This is a genomic window from Pseudodesulfovibrio senegalensis (genome assembly GCF_008830225.1).
GTDB lineage: Bacteria > Desulfobacterota > Desulfovibrionia > Desulfovibrionales > Desulfovibrionaceae > Pseudodesulfovibrio > Pseudodesulfovibrio senegalensis.
In genome coordinates, this window is record NZ_WAIE01000001.1 from 1105081 (window position 1) to 1117953 (window position 12873).

Below are 12873 nucleotides of genomic sequence, written 5' to 3' on the forward strand. Positions count from 1 at the left end.
CAAAAAGATGTTTCAAACCGTTTTTATGGAGGTTGAATTGATGATTATCGGCAACAAGACAATGAAATCATTCATTGCCATTCTGATTATGGCTGCTGTCATGATTTCCGGCAGCATTGATGCCCGGGCCGCAAAAGGCGCGAAGTATGTCTTTTTCTTCATCGGCGACGGCATGGGCATCCCCCAGCGCACCGCAGCCGAGCAGTTCACCGGCAAGAAACTGCTCATCGACACCATGCCTGCACAGGGCATTACCACGACCTACGCCAACGACCGTTTCATCACCGGGTCCGCGGCTTCTGCCACGGCGCTTGCCTCGGGCCAGAAGACCAATATCAACTATATTGGCGTGGACCCGAATTTCAAGGCGGTCAAGACCGTTGCTGAAATGGCCAAGGAGCAGGGCAAGAAGGTCGGCATCGTTTCCAGCGTTTCCATTGACCATGCCACCCCGGCCGCTTTCTATGCTCACGTGAAGACCCGCAAGATGTATCATGAGATTGATTGTGCGCTGGCCAACAGCGGTTTTGACTTTTTTGGCGGCGGCGGTTTGAAGGATCCGGCAGGAAAGAAGTCCAAGAAACCTCTGGGCGATGCCCTGAAAATGGCCAAGGACAACGGCTACAGGATCATCAACAACAAGCGTGATTTCATGGCGCTGAAACCCGGCGACGGCAAGGTGTTGGCCTGGAACGAATGGCTGCAGGACGGCAAGGCCATGCCGTATGTCATGGACATGACCGACAAGGACATCACCCTGCCTGAATTTACCGGCAAGGCCATTGAAATGCTGGACAACGACAAGGGCTTTTTCCTGATGGTCGAAGGCGGCAAGATTGACTGGGCATGTCATGCCAACGACGCCACCGCGTCCCTGATTAACACCCGCTCCTTTGACGATTCGGTCAAGGTGGCCATGGATTTCTACAAGAAGCATCCTGATGAAACCCTGATCATCGTCACCGGCGACCACGAATGCGGCGGTCTGACCCTCGGTTTTGCCGGAACCAAGTATTCCTCCAACTTCAAGCTGCTCAATGCCCAGAAAACCTCCTTCCAGAAGTTCTCGGACGAAATCATCAAGAAGTTCAAGGCAGACAATGGTGCCAATGCTTCCTTCAACGCGATGAAGCCGATCATCACCGCCAATTTCGGCCTGAAGTTCGAAGGTGACGCCAAGGCGGATCCTCTGGTGCTGGCTCCGTATGAGGTAGAAATGGTCAAGGCTTCCTTTGACCGCTCCATGAGGGGCGACAAGGAAGGTTCCAAGGACAGTGAAACGTATTTGCTCTATGGTGAATATGAACCGCTGACCGTTTCCCTGACTCACATTCTGAACAACAAGGCCGGTCTTGCCTGGACTTCCTACAAGCATACCGGCGTCCCGGTTTCCACCTCCGCCATCGGTGTGGGGTCCGAAGCATTCAACGGCTATTATGACAATACCGACGTGGCCAAGAAGGTCATGAGCGCCATGGGCATCGCTCCCAGGGTGTACGCGGCCAAATAAGACGTCAAAAACGCATAACTACCGGGCGGAGCGGCTGATGCTGCTTCGCCCGTTTTTCATCAGGGGCATCATGTCAGAACAACGCACCGCACGAAATCGTGACAGGTTTCTCGTCATCTTTTTTTGTTTTCTCACCGGGATTTTGTATTTTGTTCCTTCGGGGTTCGAAGGCCATGTCCGGCAGGATTCCATTCGCAGCAAGGCCAAGATTCTCTCCGTGGACAATGCCAACGTGCAGATATTCGGCATGATCCAGAAGGGCGAACAGGATGTGACCATGGAAATACTGGACGGTCCTTTTGCCGGACAGCGTTTTGACGGCTACAACCAGTTGCTGGGCCAGATGGACCGGGACAAGATATTCAAACCCGGGGACACGGCTTTGGCCGTGATCAGTCTGGACCAGCATGGCGGTGTGGAGCTGGTCAATCCCTCCGACCATTATCGGCTTGATCTGGAGTTGTTTTTGCTGCTGCTTTTTTCCGGGCTTTTGCTGTTGTTCGGCGGGTGGACCGGTGCCAAGGCTTTGCTTTCCTTTCTTTTTACAGCGATGACCATATGGAAGGTGTTGGTGCCGCTTTTGTTGCAGGGCATGAATCCCATTCTTCTTTCCCTTGGCATCGTGGCATTTTTGACTGCCTCGGTGATTTTTCTGGTGGCCGGTCCCACACGGACAGGAGTGGTCGCTTTTATGGGTGCCTTGCTTGGCGTGGCAACAAGTTGTTTTCTGGCGGAATATTTTGCTGGGCAGTTTCACGTGCATGGCGCGGTCATGCCGTTTGCCGAGACCCTTTTGTATTCCGGCTATGGGCATCTGAACCTGACGCATATTTATGTTGCGGCGGTGTTTATCGCCTCATCTGGTGCCGTCATGGATTTGGCCATGGATGTGGCGGCCAGCATGAACGAAGTGGTCGAAAAAAAGCCCGATATTTCGCGTGCCGAGGCGTTCCGTTCCGGAATCCGGGTCGGCAGGGCGGTTGTTGGGACCATGACAACCACGCTTTTGCTGGCCTATTCGGGCGGGTTCATCACTCTGCTCATGGCCTTCATGGCACAGGGGATTCCGTTAGCCAATACGTTCAACTTCATCTATGTGGCCGTGGAGATTCTCAAGACATTGGTGGGCAGCTTCGGGCTGGTGACAGTGGGACCGTTCACAGCCATGATCGGCGCGTTGCTGTATGCTCGGCGTCGAGATGTCGTCAGCGTCGAATGATTTTCAAGAGAGCTCCGGTTACGCAGAAGAAAAGACCGATCCACCACAGGGCCAAGGCCAGTTGGGTCGTGACCAGCACATAGGTGAGTTTTGCGGCCCATTCAAGAGGGATGTGTTGCAAAAGGGTCAGGCTGTTCAGGTCCAGAAAAGGCTGGATCGCATCGGCCACGGTCAGGGATGCATCGGCCCCCAACAGGTGGCAGCCGCCCTGCCACGCCAGTGCGCCAAGACAGCCGCACCAGAAAAGTATGCATAGTTTCAAGAACATGCATGGCAGTATCGCATTGTCCGTCCGCAAAGTCATCATCAATAATAGCCTTGAAAAGTTTGGAGTCATATCATGATTTGAAGAAGCAAGGAGTAATCATGATTTTGTCGGTGGGAGACAAGGTGCTCATGCAATATGCGGCATTGGGCGACCGCCTGTTGGGTGTCGTCACCGACATCCGTCCGGGCGAATCCATAGTCGTTTATTCACCGTTGTCTTCCCTCGCAAGAACGCGGTTGCGCGAAAACAGCACGGCGTTGCTGAAGTATGTGCATGAAGGTATTCTCAAGGGATACAGGACCCGCGTTGTCCTTGACGCATTGAATGGCGACAGTCTCGTTACGCTTGCCTATCCTCTTGAAGAGGTTTTTGTGGAACGTCGAAACGAGCCTCGTTGCCCATGTTGTTTTCCGGCCCGTATCACTTTGGATCAGGTCGAGTACAAAGGGCATGTTGTTGACGTTTCTCCCCGGGCCGTTCGTGTACGTTTTGAAAAGGATGGTCCCGGTCTTGATGCTTTTGATCAAAACCGGGACGTTCATTTGGCTTTTCACGTTTTCGAGCCGGAGAATCGCTACAGCGCCTTGTGTTCGGTGCTCAAGTCATTCATGGCCGACAGTGCAGTGTATGTGGTGTTGACAATTCGCGATGGCGAGGCCGTCCGCGATACCCTCGCGCGATACGTGGAAGATCAGTGTCGCGGAGGAGCACTCAATCACGTTTGAGTCGTTTGGCGAACACTGCAGCCTCGACGCCCGCCACGCAACCTTCTCCCACAGCCTTGGCCATTTGCAACGGTGGACCGGTTATGTCTCCCGCCGCGTATATGCCTTCCACATTGGTTTGCATTTTTCTGTCTACGGTTACGTACCGCATGTTGTCGTCCAGAGCGATTCCCAGTTCGCTGGCCAATTCGAGAACCCCCTTGGCCCCCAACTCAATGAAAACGCCCGCCACGTCGATGTTGGAACCGTCATCCATGTTGATCGACTGAACAGCGTTTTCTCCCTTGATTTCAGTGATCGATCTGCCTTCGTGGATGGTTACGGAGCTTTCCTTGAGGCGTTGTTTGAGGGCATCTGCTATATCCAACTTGTCGCAGACAAGATGGACGGCAGAGGCATACTGGGTCAGGGCCAAGGCTCCTCCTGCAGCGGCACTGCCGCAACCGGCAACGGCCACTATGTCGTTGCGGTAGAATCCGGCATCGCAGTCCACGCAATAACTGACGCCTTTGCCAAGCAGGCGTTTTTCTCCCGGAACTCCCAGTTTGTTTCTGGTGGTCCCCATGGCGATGATAATGCTTTTTGTCGTGATGACCTCGTCATTTTCCGGAACGATTGAAAAGAGGCCGTCCTGTTTGGAAATGGAAAGGACATCCTGTTCCATGAATTCCGCGCCGAATCCAGCGGCCTGTTCCCGGCCGGTTCTGAGTATTTCCTCGCCGCTGATTTTGAACATGCAGCAGTAGTTTTCTACGTGTGCCCAGTACAGGCTGCTGTTGGTGACTCGTCCGAGCATGAGCGTGCGGGCTTTTTTGCGCGCCGAGTGGATGGCGGCCTGAATGCCGGCCGGCCCGGAACCGAGAATGACGACATCGTATGGAGTGGGATTCTGCATGATGTGATCCTGTTGGTTGTCGGTTTATGCGCGGATAACGGGTAGCGTGCAATATGATAAACATTTTTCACGGAAAGGGGTAGAGGGGGATCATAAAAAAAAGAAGCCCTGCAGTCGAGCAGGGCCATTTTTCAGAGGATTTTGGAGTACAGGGATTCAGACGTCTTTGGCTGATTTGGAAGTGGACGTACCTGTCCTGGGAGGGGGGGGTTTTTTGCCTGCCGACGGAGCCCATGGTCGGCCGTGCACCCGTTGAAAGAGTTTTTGGGCTTCGGGGAAGTTGGCGTTCAGGCGCAGTGCGAGGTCGGCATTGTCTGCGGCCTCCTTCTTGTGCCCCATGAAATAGTATGCCTTGCCCATGTTGTAATAGATGTTTTCATCATGGGGCGTCAGTTGCAGGGCCTGTTTGTAGGCATGCAGCGCTCCCGGATAGTCGCCCTGCTTGCGCAGTTTGACCCCGAGGGAGTTGAAGGGATTGGGCACATCCGATTCGTATTTGAGAATCTCGATGAATACTTCCTTGGTTTCCTCAAGGCGGTCGAACTGCGCATACACGTCAGCGGCCTTTTTGAGGAAGTATTTGCAGGAATCATCGTCGCCGCGCCCTTTGTAGGCATCGGCGAGCCCTTTGTACGCTTCGGCAAAAAGATCATTGATCTTGACAGCTTTCTTGAAGGCCACAATGGCCTTGCCGTATTTTTTTTGGACCAGATAGGTGCAGCCCATGTCGTAATACTTCTGGGCTTCATCCTGATAGGAAATGAGCTCCTCAAAGGCTTCGATGGCGTCATCGAAATCTCCCCGGCTGACCATGTCTTTGGCTTCCTGAAGCTCAAGTTCTTCGATTTCCGGGTAATTATCCAATTTTTTGGCGAGGATGAGATAACGCTCGAACGTATTGACCGAATAGGGGCGCAATACGTACCCGATGCATCCGGCCGCAATCGCGTCGAGAACGTGCTCCTTGCGGTTTTCCAGCGTGATCATGACAATGGGTAACGGTTTGCGGCTCATGTTCTTGCGGACGATTTGCGTAAATTTAATACCGCTCATATCGTCAAGAGAACTGTCGCACAGGACCAAATCAACAGGATATTCCGAAAGATAATCAATGCCTTCGGAACCATTGGAGAACGTCTGCACGATTTCGGCGCCGAACTGCTTGACGGTTTCGGCGTCGCGGCGTGCATGAACTTCCACGTTGGTCATGATGAGAACGTGTTTATATGCTCCGTATGCGTGACTTGATTTGCTCATGATTGCTTCATTGTTTTGTTGAGCATGCGTAATAAACGCCTCGAGGTCATTTATTATAAGCAGGATCGGGCATAGTTTGTGACCATTTTTTTAAAATTCCTGCATTCAGGGTCGTCCGGTAGTCCCTTGAAAATCTGTCCGAGATAATCCTTTTCGTCAAGGATTGAATATGATTCAGGAAAATTGAGAGAAAAGGCCCAGCTTGCCATGAGCAGGCGGCAGTCATTGGTCCAGTGTACAAGTGAATAATCGCCCGTGCGTTGATTGCAGACGTCGGACAGCAATTGTTTTGTATATTCTTCGGGGTGCGGCGCCGCCCCCATGACCACGACAGGGCTGACCCTCTCCTGATCGAGATGCTCCAGAAGTACATGCATGATGTCGAGTTTGTCACTGTCGCGAACAATGTGGCAGACAGTGCCCAGATGTGGCGAGAGGGGCGGAAGGTCCTTTTTATTGTGCAGACTTACTGCTCCGTAGACAAGGCGGCGGATTGTCTCCGGTACATCCGCGAGAAATCCGTTTTGGCGAATGGTCCTGACACCGAGCAGTGCGTGGTTCTCGGATTTACCGTCTTTGTACGTCTTGTACCGTGCGTATTGGGGAAAGCGTCCGGTGTCATGATACAGTGCAGCCAGACAGGCGGCTTCCCGCGCTGTTTTCGTCAGGTCGAGAGAGGCGGAGATGCGCTGGGCAATGCCAAGCACCCGCATGGTGTGATCGATTTTGAGGCGGATGTTGTCTTGGTCTTCAATGCTGCCGTATTCAAACGTCTTGGCAAATTTGAGGAATGCAGAGACATGTTTTTTCAGGAGTTCGGACATGTTCAGCGTAGAGCCTTTTTCCGGCGTTTGTATTCGAGTTCGGAAATTTTGCCGTCGCTGAACTCTTGTTCCAACTCGGCCAGTTCCTGTTTTCGTTCGGCTTCGGCTTCGGCTTCGAGTTCCTTGTCGCGCCAGATCCCGCCGGGGCCGAAAAGTATGCGCAGGAAAAGCATGATGGCACCCAGTATGGCTGCCGCAAAAAGCAGCCGAGCCAGCGAGGGAAGCAGGGTGTCTCCGTATCCTGGACCGAAAGGCCAAAGTCGCCATTGTGGTTGGCTGAAGAATTCCTGCAGGCCGGCAGCGATATTCATAAGTGCTGTTTGCATTATTTTTTGTCCGGTGTGTTCAGTTTTGTTTCAAGGCATGTTTCTACGTGTGATCATGTCGGGTTGCAACCCTGCAGGGTGAAGGCACGTAACATGTCGTTATGTCGGCATGGGGGCTTATTTGTCGGTTGTGAGAGTTCCTGTTATGAGTTACCTACGAACAATGTTTGCAAGGGGTGTCCATGAGAATCCTGATTGTTGAAGATGAATTCACAAGCCGCAAGTTGCTGACATCCCTGTTGTCCGACTACGGCCACTGCGATACGGCCACCGACGGTGTCGAGTGTGTGCAGGCGTTCAGGGCTGCTCTGGATGAGGGCAAACCGTACGATCTCGTTTGCCTCGACATCATGATGCCGAACATGAACGGGCATCAGGCGCTCAATGAGATACGCAAACTCGAATCCGAGCGTGGGATCAAGCCTTCGGCCGAAGCCAAGGTTATCATGGTTACCGCTCTCAATGATCCCTCCACAGTGGTCAAAGCGTACTACAAGGGGGGGGTCAGTGCTTACCTGCCCAAACCCATCGAGATAGACACCCTTTTGTCCATTCTTCGCGATCTTGATATGATTGATTAATTCTTTCAATATATTACCACGGTGTGAAGTGAACATGAATACGTCCAGATTTGTTCGTTCCATTTTTTTTGCTGTGCTTTTTGTTGCTTTGGTTGCGCCTGCTGCCCATGCGCAAGGGGAAGCTGCCAAGACTCCGAGCCTTCTGGACATGTTCTTGCTCGGCCTTATCATTTTTTTGCTGGTGCGCATGTTCCGTCGTCGATTCGGGCGTTGGAATCGGCCGGACAATGAACAGAGGCATTCCGATACGGATCATGACGCTGGCGAGCAGCAGACCCGTGACAGGTATGACAATGCCCGGGCCACTTGGGACATGTTGTCCGGCGACGGTGCAGAACAGGCTTCCGTCCGCACGCCCAAAAGCGGTTCTTCCGATTTTGATGAGGCAGAGTTCCTCGAAGGCGCCAAGCTTTTTTATCATCGTTTTATGGAAGCTGCGGATTCTGGAGACTGGGATTCCGTGGCTGGCTTTCTGGATTCTGCCTTGCTTGACGAGTTGCAGCGCAACAAGGATTTGGCGCAAAGCGATCGGACCAAAGTCATGTTGCTGGAAGCCCGGATTGCGGATTTGCAGCAGCAGGACGGTACAACCAGGGTTTCCGTGTTCTTCGATGCACAGCTTCGCTTTGGGGAAACGGGTGACAGGCAGGCGGTAAAACGGGAAGTCTGGGAATTTTACAGGCCGGATCATACTCCCGGAGCACTATGGACTCTGGATGCCATGAATACGGTTGATCAATAGCGCATCCCTGCGCAATTTCATTATATTGGAGGAAGACGTTGCCTGAAGTCGGTTACGATCTGGAACGCCCCATGGATGAACTCCTTGAGGTGGCCCGTGCCAAATTTGGTGAAGTGATTTTTGAGGAAGTGTCCATTGGCGAGTTGAAGTTGAAGATTCTGCAGATCAAGGACATGCCTGCATATATTGACAAACTGGTGGCCAAGGCCAAGCCGGGGAAAACAGTGGAGCTGCCGCTTTGGGCCAAGATATGGCCTTCCTGTCTTTTTCTCGGTCTGTACCTGCAGCATGCAAAGCTGGCCGATGTTGATTCGGTTCTCGAGCTCGGTGCCGGCGTTGCCGTTATTGGTGTTGTGGCTGCCAAGATGGGGCATGCCGTGACTGTGACGGACATTGAAGATGATGCCTTGCTTTTTGCCCGCATCAACGCCCTTGCGAACGATGTTGCCGACAAGGTGACCATAGTCAAGGCCGATTTTACCAAGGATTCTCTTGATGTTCGTTTTGGCTACATAATCGGATGTGAAGTTCTCTACAACGAAAGCACATATAAAAAAGTCGCCGGATTTGTGGACAAGCATCTTGCCGAAGGTCCTGAAGCGGAAGTGTTGCTGGCCATGGACAAGAAACGTCAGGCACAGGAGTTCTTCAGGGCGGCAAGCGAAAAATTCGTTTTTATGCGCAAGCAATTCGATTTTTCCGATGGAGAATCCGGAGAAGGGCAGGTCGTTAATTTCTATCGTATGCGTCGAGGGTAGAATGATCACGCTTCAAGCCTGCCCCAAGGCATATACAAAGGATCAGGATAAGGCCTTCGCTCCCGCGGAAACCGTAGCCCGCGTCAAGAAGCTTATGGCAGCCAAGTGCCGGGGCGTGCTTGCCGAGACCGAGAGGGTTGATACCGGCAGGCTCGGCATCCCTGTTTTCGTGAGTACTTGTGGCCCACAGGCCGCGCAGGTAATGCCTACCCGCAAACAGATGGGCAAGGGGGCCTCCCCAGATCAAGCCGAAGCTTCGGCCTTGATGGAACTGGTTGAGCGTTTCAGCTTTTTCACTTTCTGGGAAGACGATTCCAATTTTGAGGAATTGACCTGGAGTGAGGCGCAACAGCGATGGCCCGGAACGGTGATCGGTGTCGAGCGGATGTTGCAATCCGTAGGCGAGGAGCTGACTGAGGAACAGGCCGTCGCTGTCCTGGACCTGGTTGCCTGGAAATTCCATCCTGCATTGAATCTTGCAACCGAATCCGTGGAGTATGTGCCTCTGGATTGGTTCAAGAAACTCAATGAGTTCAACGGTTCTTCCGCAGGGAATACGTTTGAGGAATCCCTGGGGCAGGGGCTGAGCGAGTTGGTCGAACGCCATGTGTGCTGCCGGATTGATAGGGAACGCATGGAATTGCCGACCATTGATTTGGATTCGTGTGATGATCCTGTGTTTCGCGATCTCGTACAGCGATACCGTAATAACGGCATTACCATCATACTCAAGGATTTCAGCCTCGGTTTTCCCGTTCCCACTGTAGGCGCTCTGGCCTATGACGAGAAAACCTTTCCGGCTCTCAGCGAGATCGTATTCACTGCCGGTACTGCGGCTTCACCGCTGAAGGCGGCTGTGCGTGCGCTGACGGAAGTGGCCCAGCTTGCCGGCGATTTTGAAACCAGTCGGGTATACGAAGCTTCGGGGTTACCCAAGTTCACTTCGTTGGATCAGGTTGGTTGGCTTGAGGATGGTCCGATCATATCGCTGGATTCGTTGCCGACAGTAGAAGACAACGATATCCTTGTGGAGCTTCGGCATATGGCCGCGGGGCTCAAGGCCATGGGCTTCACGGCATATGGTGTGGATACAACGCATCCCGACCTCGGCGTTACCGCAAACTATGGCTTTGTTCCCGGGTTTGATTTTCGGGAGCGCACACCCCATGCAAGTCTGGGCATGTTCGTGGGGTGCATGCTTGCGGAGGATGCGCCGATCGACGAGGCGGATCACGGTCTTGACGTTTTGGAGACGTTGTATCCAGATGCTCATTTTCTGCCGTTTTTTCGTGGTCTCCTAGCATTGCGCATGCAGGATCCAGGTTTTGCGGCCATCATGTTCGAAGTGGCCGAACCCCTGCAGCCCGCGCCGCAGGAGCGCGCTTTGGCCGCCTTTTATGCGGCCTATGCCATGTCCCTTGAAGAGCGTTGGGATGAGATGGTCCCCCATTTGGACAAGGCCATTGCCCATGACGACGAGGTGAAGGAGTATTTCAACCTTCGGGGTGTTGCCCGGTTCAAGGCCGGAGAGTATCAGGTGGCAGCCGAGGACTTCGAGGCCGCGCTTGCCATCGACAGTGGGTCGCCTGAAGACCTCGCCAATCTTGGGCTTTGTCATAAATTGATGGGCCATTCGGAACAGGCGCGTGATTATCTTGAGGCCGCGCTCGGTTTGAATCCGGAATTGCAGTATGCACGTGATCATCTTGAAGAGTTGATATGATTCAAAGGTTTAGATGATCATGCGTGGCCGATTGGGGCTGGCGGGGGGCGGTCAAGAGTTGACAAATATCGTGTGAAGACATATGAAAATAAATCACGTTCATCACTGAACGCAGGCTATGCATATAAACAGCGGATAGCTGTTTTATTTGGATATGGCTGGTTTCATTTTTGAAACCGCAAAAACAATTGATTCCGTATTCCGTAACAGGAGGAATGAAATGGCTGTTGTCGAATTTAAGGGCAAATCGTTCGAGGTTGATGAAGACGGCTTCCTGCAGCGCTTCGAGGACTGGACTCCCGAGTGGGTCGATTACATCAAGGACACCGAAGGCATCAAGGAAATGACCGACGATCATCAGAAGGTCATCGATTTCCTGCAGGACTACTACAAGAAGAACGGCATCGCACCGATGGTGCGCATCCTTTCCAAGGTCACCGGCTTCAAGCTGAAGCAGATCTACGAGCTGTTCCCGTCCGGACCCGGCAAGGGAGCCTGTAAGATGGCTGGCCTGCCCAAGCCCACCGGCTGCGTCTAATTCGCATCCGTTGCATTCAAAAAGGCGGAAGCGCATGCTTCCGCCTTTTTTTCATGGCGTGTCTTTTTTTCGGGGTATGTCATGTTTTTGCTTGCTATGCGTGGGCATTCTCAGTATAAGGCCGAGTTCAACGCAATTAATATGACAGGAGATCGTCATGAAAAAAGATATTCATCCCAAGCTTTTTGATGCAACCGTTCGTTGCAACTGCGGTTATGAAACCACGCTGAAGAGCACCAAGGGCGAAGACGTCCATGTTGAAATTTGCTCTAACTGCCACCCGTTCTACACCGGCAAGCAGCGCTTTGTTGACACCGCCGGTCGTATTGACCGTTTCCGCAAGAAGTACGCTAAGTTCGAGCAGAACAAAGACGCCGCCAAGTAGGTATTTCGGTTTATCCGAACCAGTGTGCCTCTGCCGGGTTGCGGCAGGGGCACATTGTTTTGCCGGATTTGGGTTTACTTTTGGGGGACAATCGTTAACTATTTCGGTTGTCACGACCTCATTGAACGTCAAATCCCAGGCGGTGTGAGCCGCCCGAACCGAGGATACCTCTTTGAAAATCCGAAATATTCTTTTTGCAGCCGCTCCCCAGGCGGTTGGTGGTCAGGCCGTAATCGAGGGCGTCATGATGCGTGCCCGCAACAGCCTTGCCATTGCAGTCCGCAAGCCTGATGGCGAGATTTCCGTGGAAGTCCGCCCCTGGTTCACATTCTCTTCATGGAAGCTTTTCCGTAAGCCGTTTTTGCGGGGATTCCCTGTGCTTATGGAAACTATGGTCAACGGCATCAAGGCGTTGAACTATTCCGCCTCGGTGGCGGTGGAAGAGGATGAGGAGGCGGGTGAACTGACCAATTTCCATCTTTTCCTGACCCTGCTGTTTGCCGTGGCAGCCGCTTTGGGCCTTTTTGTGGTCCTGCCCCATTTCATATCCGTGTGCATGGAGTGGCTCGGCTACGGCGGCGACGTCGAATCGCTCAGCTTTCATGTTTGGGACGGTGTGTTCAAGATGGTTGTCTTCATCGGGTACATTGCCGCCATCTCGCTTATCCCGGACATTCGGCGTGTGTTTCAGTACCATGGGGCCGAGCATAAGGTCATATGGACCTACGAGGAGGGGCGTGATCTTGCCCCGGCATCGGCACGCGGTTACAGCCGCCTGCACCCCCGTTGCGGCACGGCATTTTTGTTGTTCGTTTTGGCCGTCAGTATTCTTTTGTACGCCTTTCTGGTACCTTGGCTGCTGACGTTTTACAGCCCGGAACAGTTTGTTTTCAAGCATCTGTATATTGTGGCCGTGAAACTTTTGCTTATGGTTCCGGTGAGCAACGTTGCCTACGAATTGATCAAGTTTTCTGGAAAGTTCAACAAGAACATATTGTGCAAGGCCCTGTGCTGGCCCGGTCTCATGATGCAGATGCTCACTACCAAGGAGCCTGACGACGAGCAGATCGAGGTTGCCATTGCCGCCTTGCAGTGCGCAGTACAAGCCGAGGAGAAATAGTC

Annotated in this window: 15 protein-coding genes; 10 read left to right on the plus strand and 5 right to left on the minus strand. The window is 52.9% G+C overall.

Annotated features, from left to right (window positions below):
- The first annotated feature begins 40 nt into the window (after window positions 1-40).
- Window positions 41-1510: an alkaline phosphatase gene (locus tag F8A88_RS05170; protein ID WP_241667347.1), complete on the plus strand. Its 1470-nt coding sequence runs from the start codon at window positions 41-43 to the stop codon at window positions 1508-1510.
- 70 nt (window positions 1511-1580) lie between these two features.
- On the plus strand, window positions 1581-2729 hold the full coding sequence (locus F8A88_RS05175; RefSeq protein ID WP_151150004.1) for a YibE/F family protein: 1149 nt from the start codon (window positions 1581-1583) through the stop codon (window positions 2727-2729).
- Here F8A88_RS05175 and F8A88_RS05180 read toward each other — a convergent pair.
- Window positions 2716-2997 (minus strand): potassium:proton antiporter, encoded by a 282-nt coding sequence (locus tag F8A88_RS05180; protein ID WP_161598341.1) that lies wholly within the window; start codon window positions 2995-2997, stop codon window positions 2716-2718. The genes F8A88_RS05175 and F8A88_RS05180 overlap by 14 nt on opposite strands.
- A 77-nt stretch (window positions 2998-3074) precedes the next feature.
- On the opposite strand from F8A88_RS05180, the gene F8A88_RS05185 reads away from it, so the two are divergent.
- Window positions 3075-3722 carry a PilZ domain-containing protein gene (locus F8A88_RS05185; RefSeq protein ID WP_161598342.1) on the plus strand — a complete coding sequence of 216 codons (648 nt, stop codon included), beginning with the start codon at window positions 3075-3077 and terminating at the stop codon, window positions 3720-3722.
- Here F8A88_RS05185 and F8A88_RS05190 read toward each other — a convergent pair.
- The 4 genes from F8A88_RS05190 to F8A88_RS05205 form a co-directional block, all read right to left on the minus strand.
- Window positions 3709-4617: an NAD(P)/FAD-dependent oxidoreductase gene (locus F8A88_RS05190; RefSeq protein ID WP_151150007.1), complete on the minus strand. Its 909-nt coding sequence runs from the start codon at window positions 4615-4617 to the stop codon at window positions 3709-3711. The two genes, F8A88_RS05185 and F8A88_RS05190, sit on opposite strands and share 14 nt — an antisense overlap.
- 156 nt (window positions 4618-4773) lie before the next feature.
- Window positions 4774-5874, minus strand: a complete 1101-nt coding sequence (locus F8A88_RS05195; protein ID WP_151150008.1) for a response regulator — start codon at window positions 5872-5874, stop codon at window positions 4774-4776.
- A 53-nt stretch (window positions 5875-5927) separates the two neighbouring features.
- A complete protein-coding gene (locus F8A88_RS05200; RefSeq protein ID WP_151150009.1) occupies window positions 5928-6698 on the minus strand; it encodes an HD domain-containing protein in 771 nt (256 codons plus the stop codon).
- Window positions 6699-6700: 2 nt separating this feature from the next.
- Window positions 6701-7024 (minus strand): SHOCT domain-containing protein, encoded by a 324-nt coding sequence (locus tag F8A88_RS05205; protein WP_151150010.1) that lies wholly within the window; start codon window positions 7022-7024, stop codon window positions 6701-6703.
- A gap of 182 nt (window positions 7025-7206) precedes the next feature.
- Between F8A88_RS05205 and F8A88_RS05210 the strand changes: the two genes are divergently transcribed.
- The 7 genes from F8A88_RS05210 to F8A88_RS05240 all read left to right on the plus strand — a co-directional run bounded on the left by F8A88_RS05210 (window position 7207) and on the right by F8A88_RS05240 (window position 12871).
- Window positions 7207-7605, plus strand: coding sequence for a response regulator (locus F8A88_RS05210; protein WP_151150011.1), 399 nt, complete (start codon window positions 7207-7209; stop codon window positions 7603-7605).
- A gap of 34 nt (window positions 7606-7639) precedes the next feature.
- Window positions 7640-8347, plus strand: a complete 708-nt coding sequence (locus tag F8A88_RS05215) for a TIM44-like domain-containing protein (RefSeq protein ID WP_151150012.1) — start codon at window positions 7640-7642, stop codon at window positions 8345-8347.
- 38 nt (window positions 8348-8385) lie between these two features.
- Window positions 8386-9105, plus strand: a complete 720-nt coding sequence (locus F8A88_RS05220) for a class I SAM-dependent methyltransferase (RefSeq protein WP_151150013.1) — start codon at window positions 8386-8388, stop codon at window positions 9103-9105.
- A gap of 1 nt (window position 9106) precedes the next feature.
- Window positions 9107-10828, plus strand: coding sequence for a YcaO-like family protein (locus F8A88_RS05225; RefSeq protein ID WP_151150014.1), 1722 nt, complete (start codon window positions 9107-9109; stop codon window positions 10826-10828).
- A 220-nt stretch (window positions 10829-11048) separates the two neighbouring features.
- Entirely contained in the window at window positions 11049-11366 is a 318-nt protein-coding gene (locus F8A88_RS05230; RefSeq protein WP_151150015.1) for a TusE/DsrC/DsvC family sulfur relay protein, read from the plus strand.
- A 157-nt stretch (window positions 11367-11523) separates the two neighbouring features.
- Window positions 11524-11751, plus strand: coding sequence for a 50S ribosomal protein L31 (gene rpmE / locus F8A88_RS05235; protein WP_151150016.1), 228 nt, complete (start codon window positions 11524-11526; stop codon window positions 11749-11751).
- A 244-nt stretch (window positions 11752-11995) separates the two neighbouring features.
- Window positions 11996-12871, plus strand: coding sequence for a DUF1385 domain-containing protein (locus tag F8A88_RS05240; protein ID WP_151150273.1), 876 nt, complete (start codon window positions 11996-11998; stop codon window positions 12869-12871).
- Window positions 12872-12873: the final 2 nt, after the last annotated feature.

Excerpts from the sequence above, each read along its gene's own strand:
- F8A88_RS05210 (WP_151150011.1), top strand. The coding sequence starts at position 7,207 with ATGAGAATCCTGATTGTTGAAGATGAATTCACAAGCCGCAAGTTGCTG.
- rpmE (WP_151150016.1), top strand. The coding sequence starts at position 11,524 with ATGAAAAAAGATATTCATCCCAAGCTTTTTGATGCAACCGTTCGTTGC.
- F8A88_RS05225 (WP_151150014.1), top strand. The coding sequence starts at position 9,107 with ATGATCACGCTTCAAGCCTGCCCCAAGGCATATACAAAGGATCAGGAT.
- F8A88_RS05175 (WP_151150004.1), top strand. The coding sequence starts at position 1,581 with ATGTCAGAACAACGCACCGCACGAAATCGTGACAGGTTTCTCGTCATC.
- F8A88_RS05205 (WP_151150010.1), bottom strand. The coding sequence starts at position 7,024 with ATGCAAACAGCACTTATGAATATCGCTGCCGGCCTGCAGGAATTCTTC.
- F8A88_RS05240 (WP_151150273.1), top strand. The coding sequence starts at position 11,996 with ATGATGCGTGCCCGCAACAGCCTTGCCATTGCAGTCCGCAAGCCTGAT.
- F8A88_RS05230 (WP_151150015.1), top strand. The coding sequence starts at position 11,049 with ATGGCTGTTGTCGAATTTAAGGGCAAATCGTTCGAGGTTGATGAAGAC.
- F8A88_RS05200 (WP_151150009.1), bottom strand. The coding sequence starts at position 6,698 with ATGTCCGAACTCCTGAAAAAACATGTCTCTGCATTCCTCAAATTTGCC.
- F8A88_RS05215 (WP_151150012.1), top strand. The coding sequence starts at position 7,640 with ATGAATACGTCCAGATTTGTTCGTTCCATTTTTTTTGCTGTGCTTTTT.
- F8A88_RS05190 (WP_151150007.1), bottom strand. The coding sequence starts at position 4,617 with ATGCAGAATCCCACTCCATACGATGTCGTCATTCTCGGTTCCGGGCCG.
- F8A88_RS05170 (WP_241667347.1), top strand. The coding sequence starts at position 41 with ATGATTATCGGCAACAAGACAATGAAATCATTCATTGCCATTCTGATT.
- F8A88_RS05180 (WP_161598341.1), bottom strand. The coding sequence starts at position 2,997 with ATGTTCTTGAAACTATGCATACTTTTCTGGTGCGGCTGTCTTGGCGCA.
- F8A88_RS05195 (WP_151150008.1), bottom strand. The coding sequence starts at position 5,874 with ATGAGCAAATCAAGTCACGCATACGGAGCATATAAACACGTTCTCATC.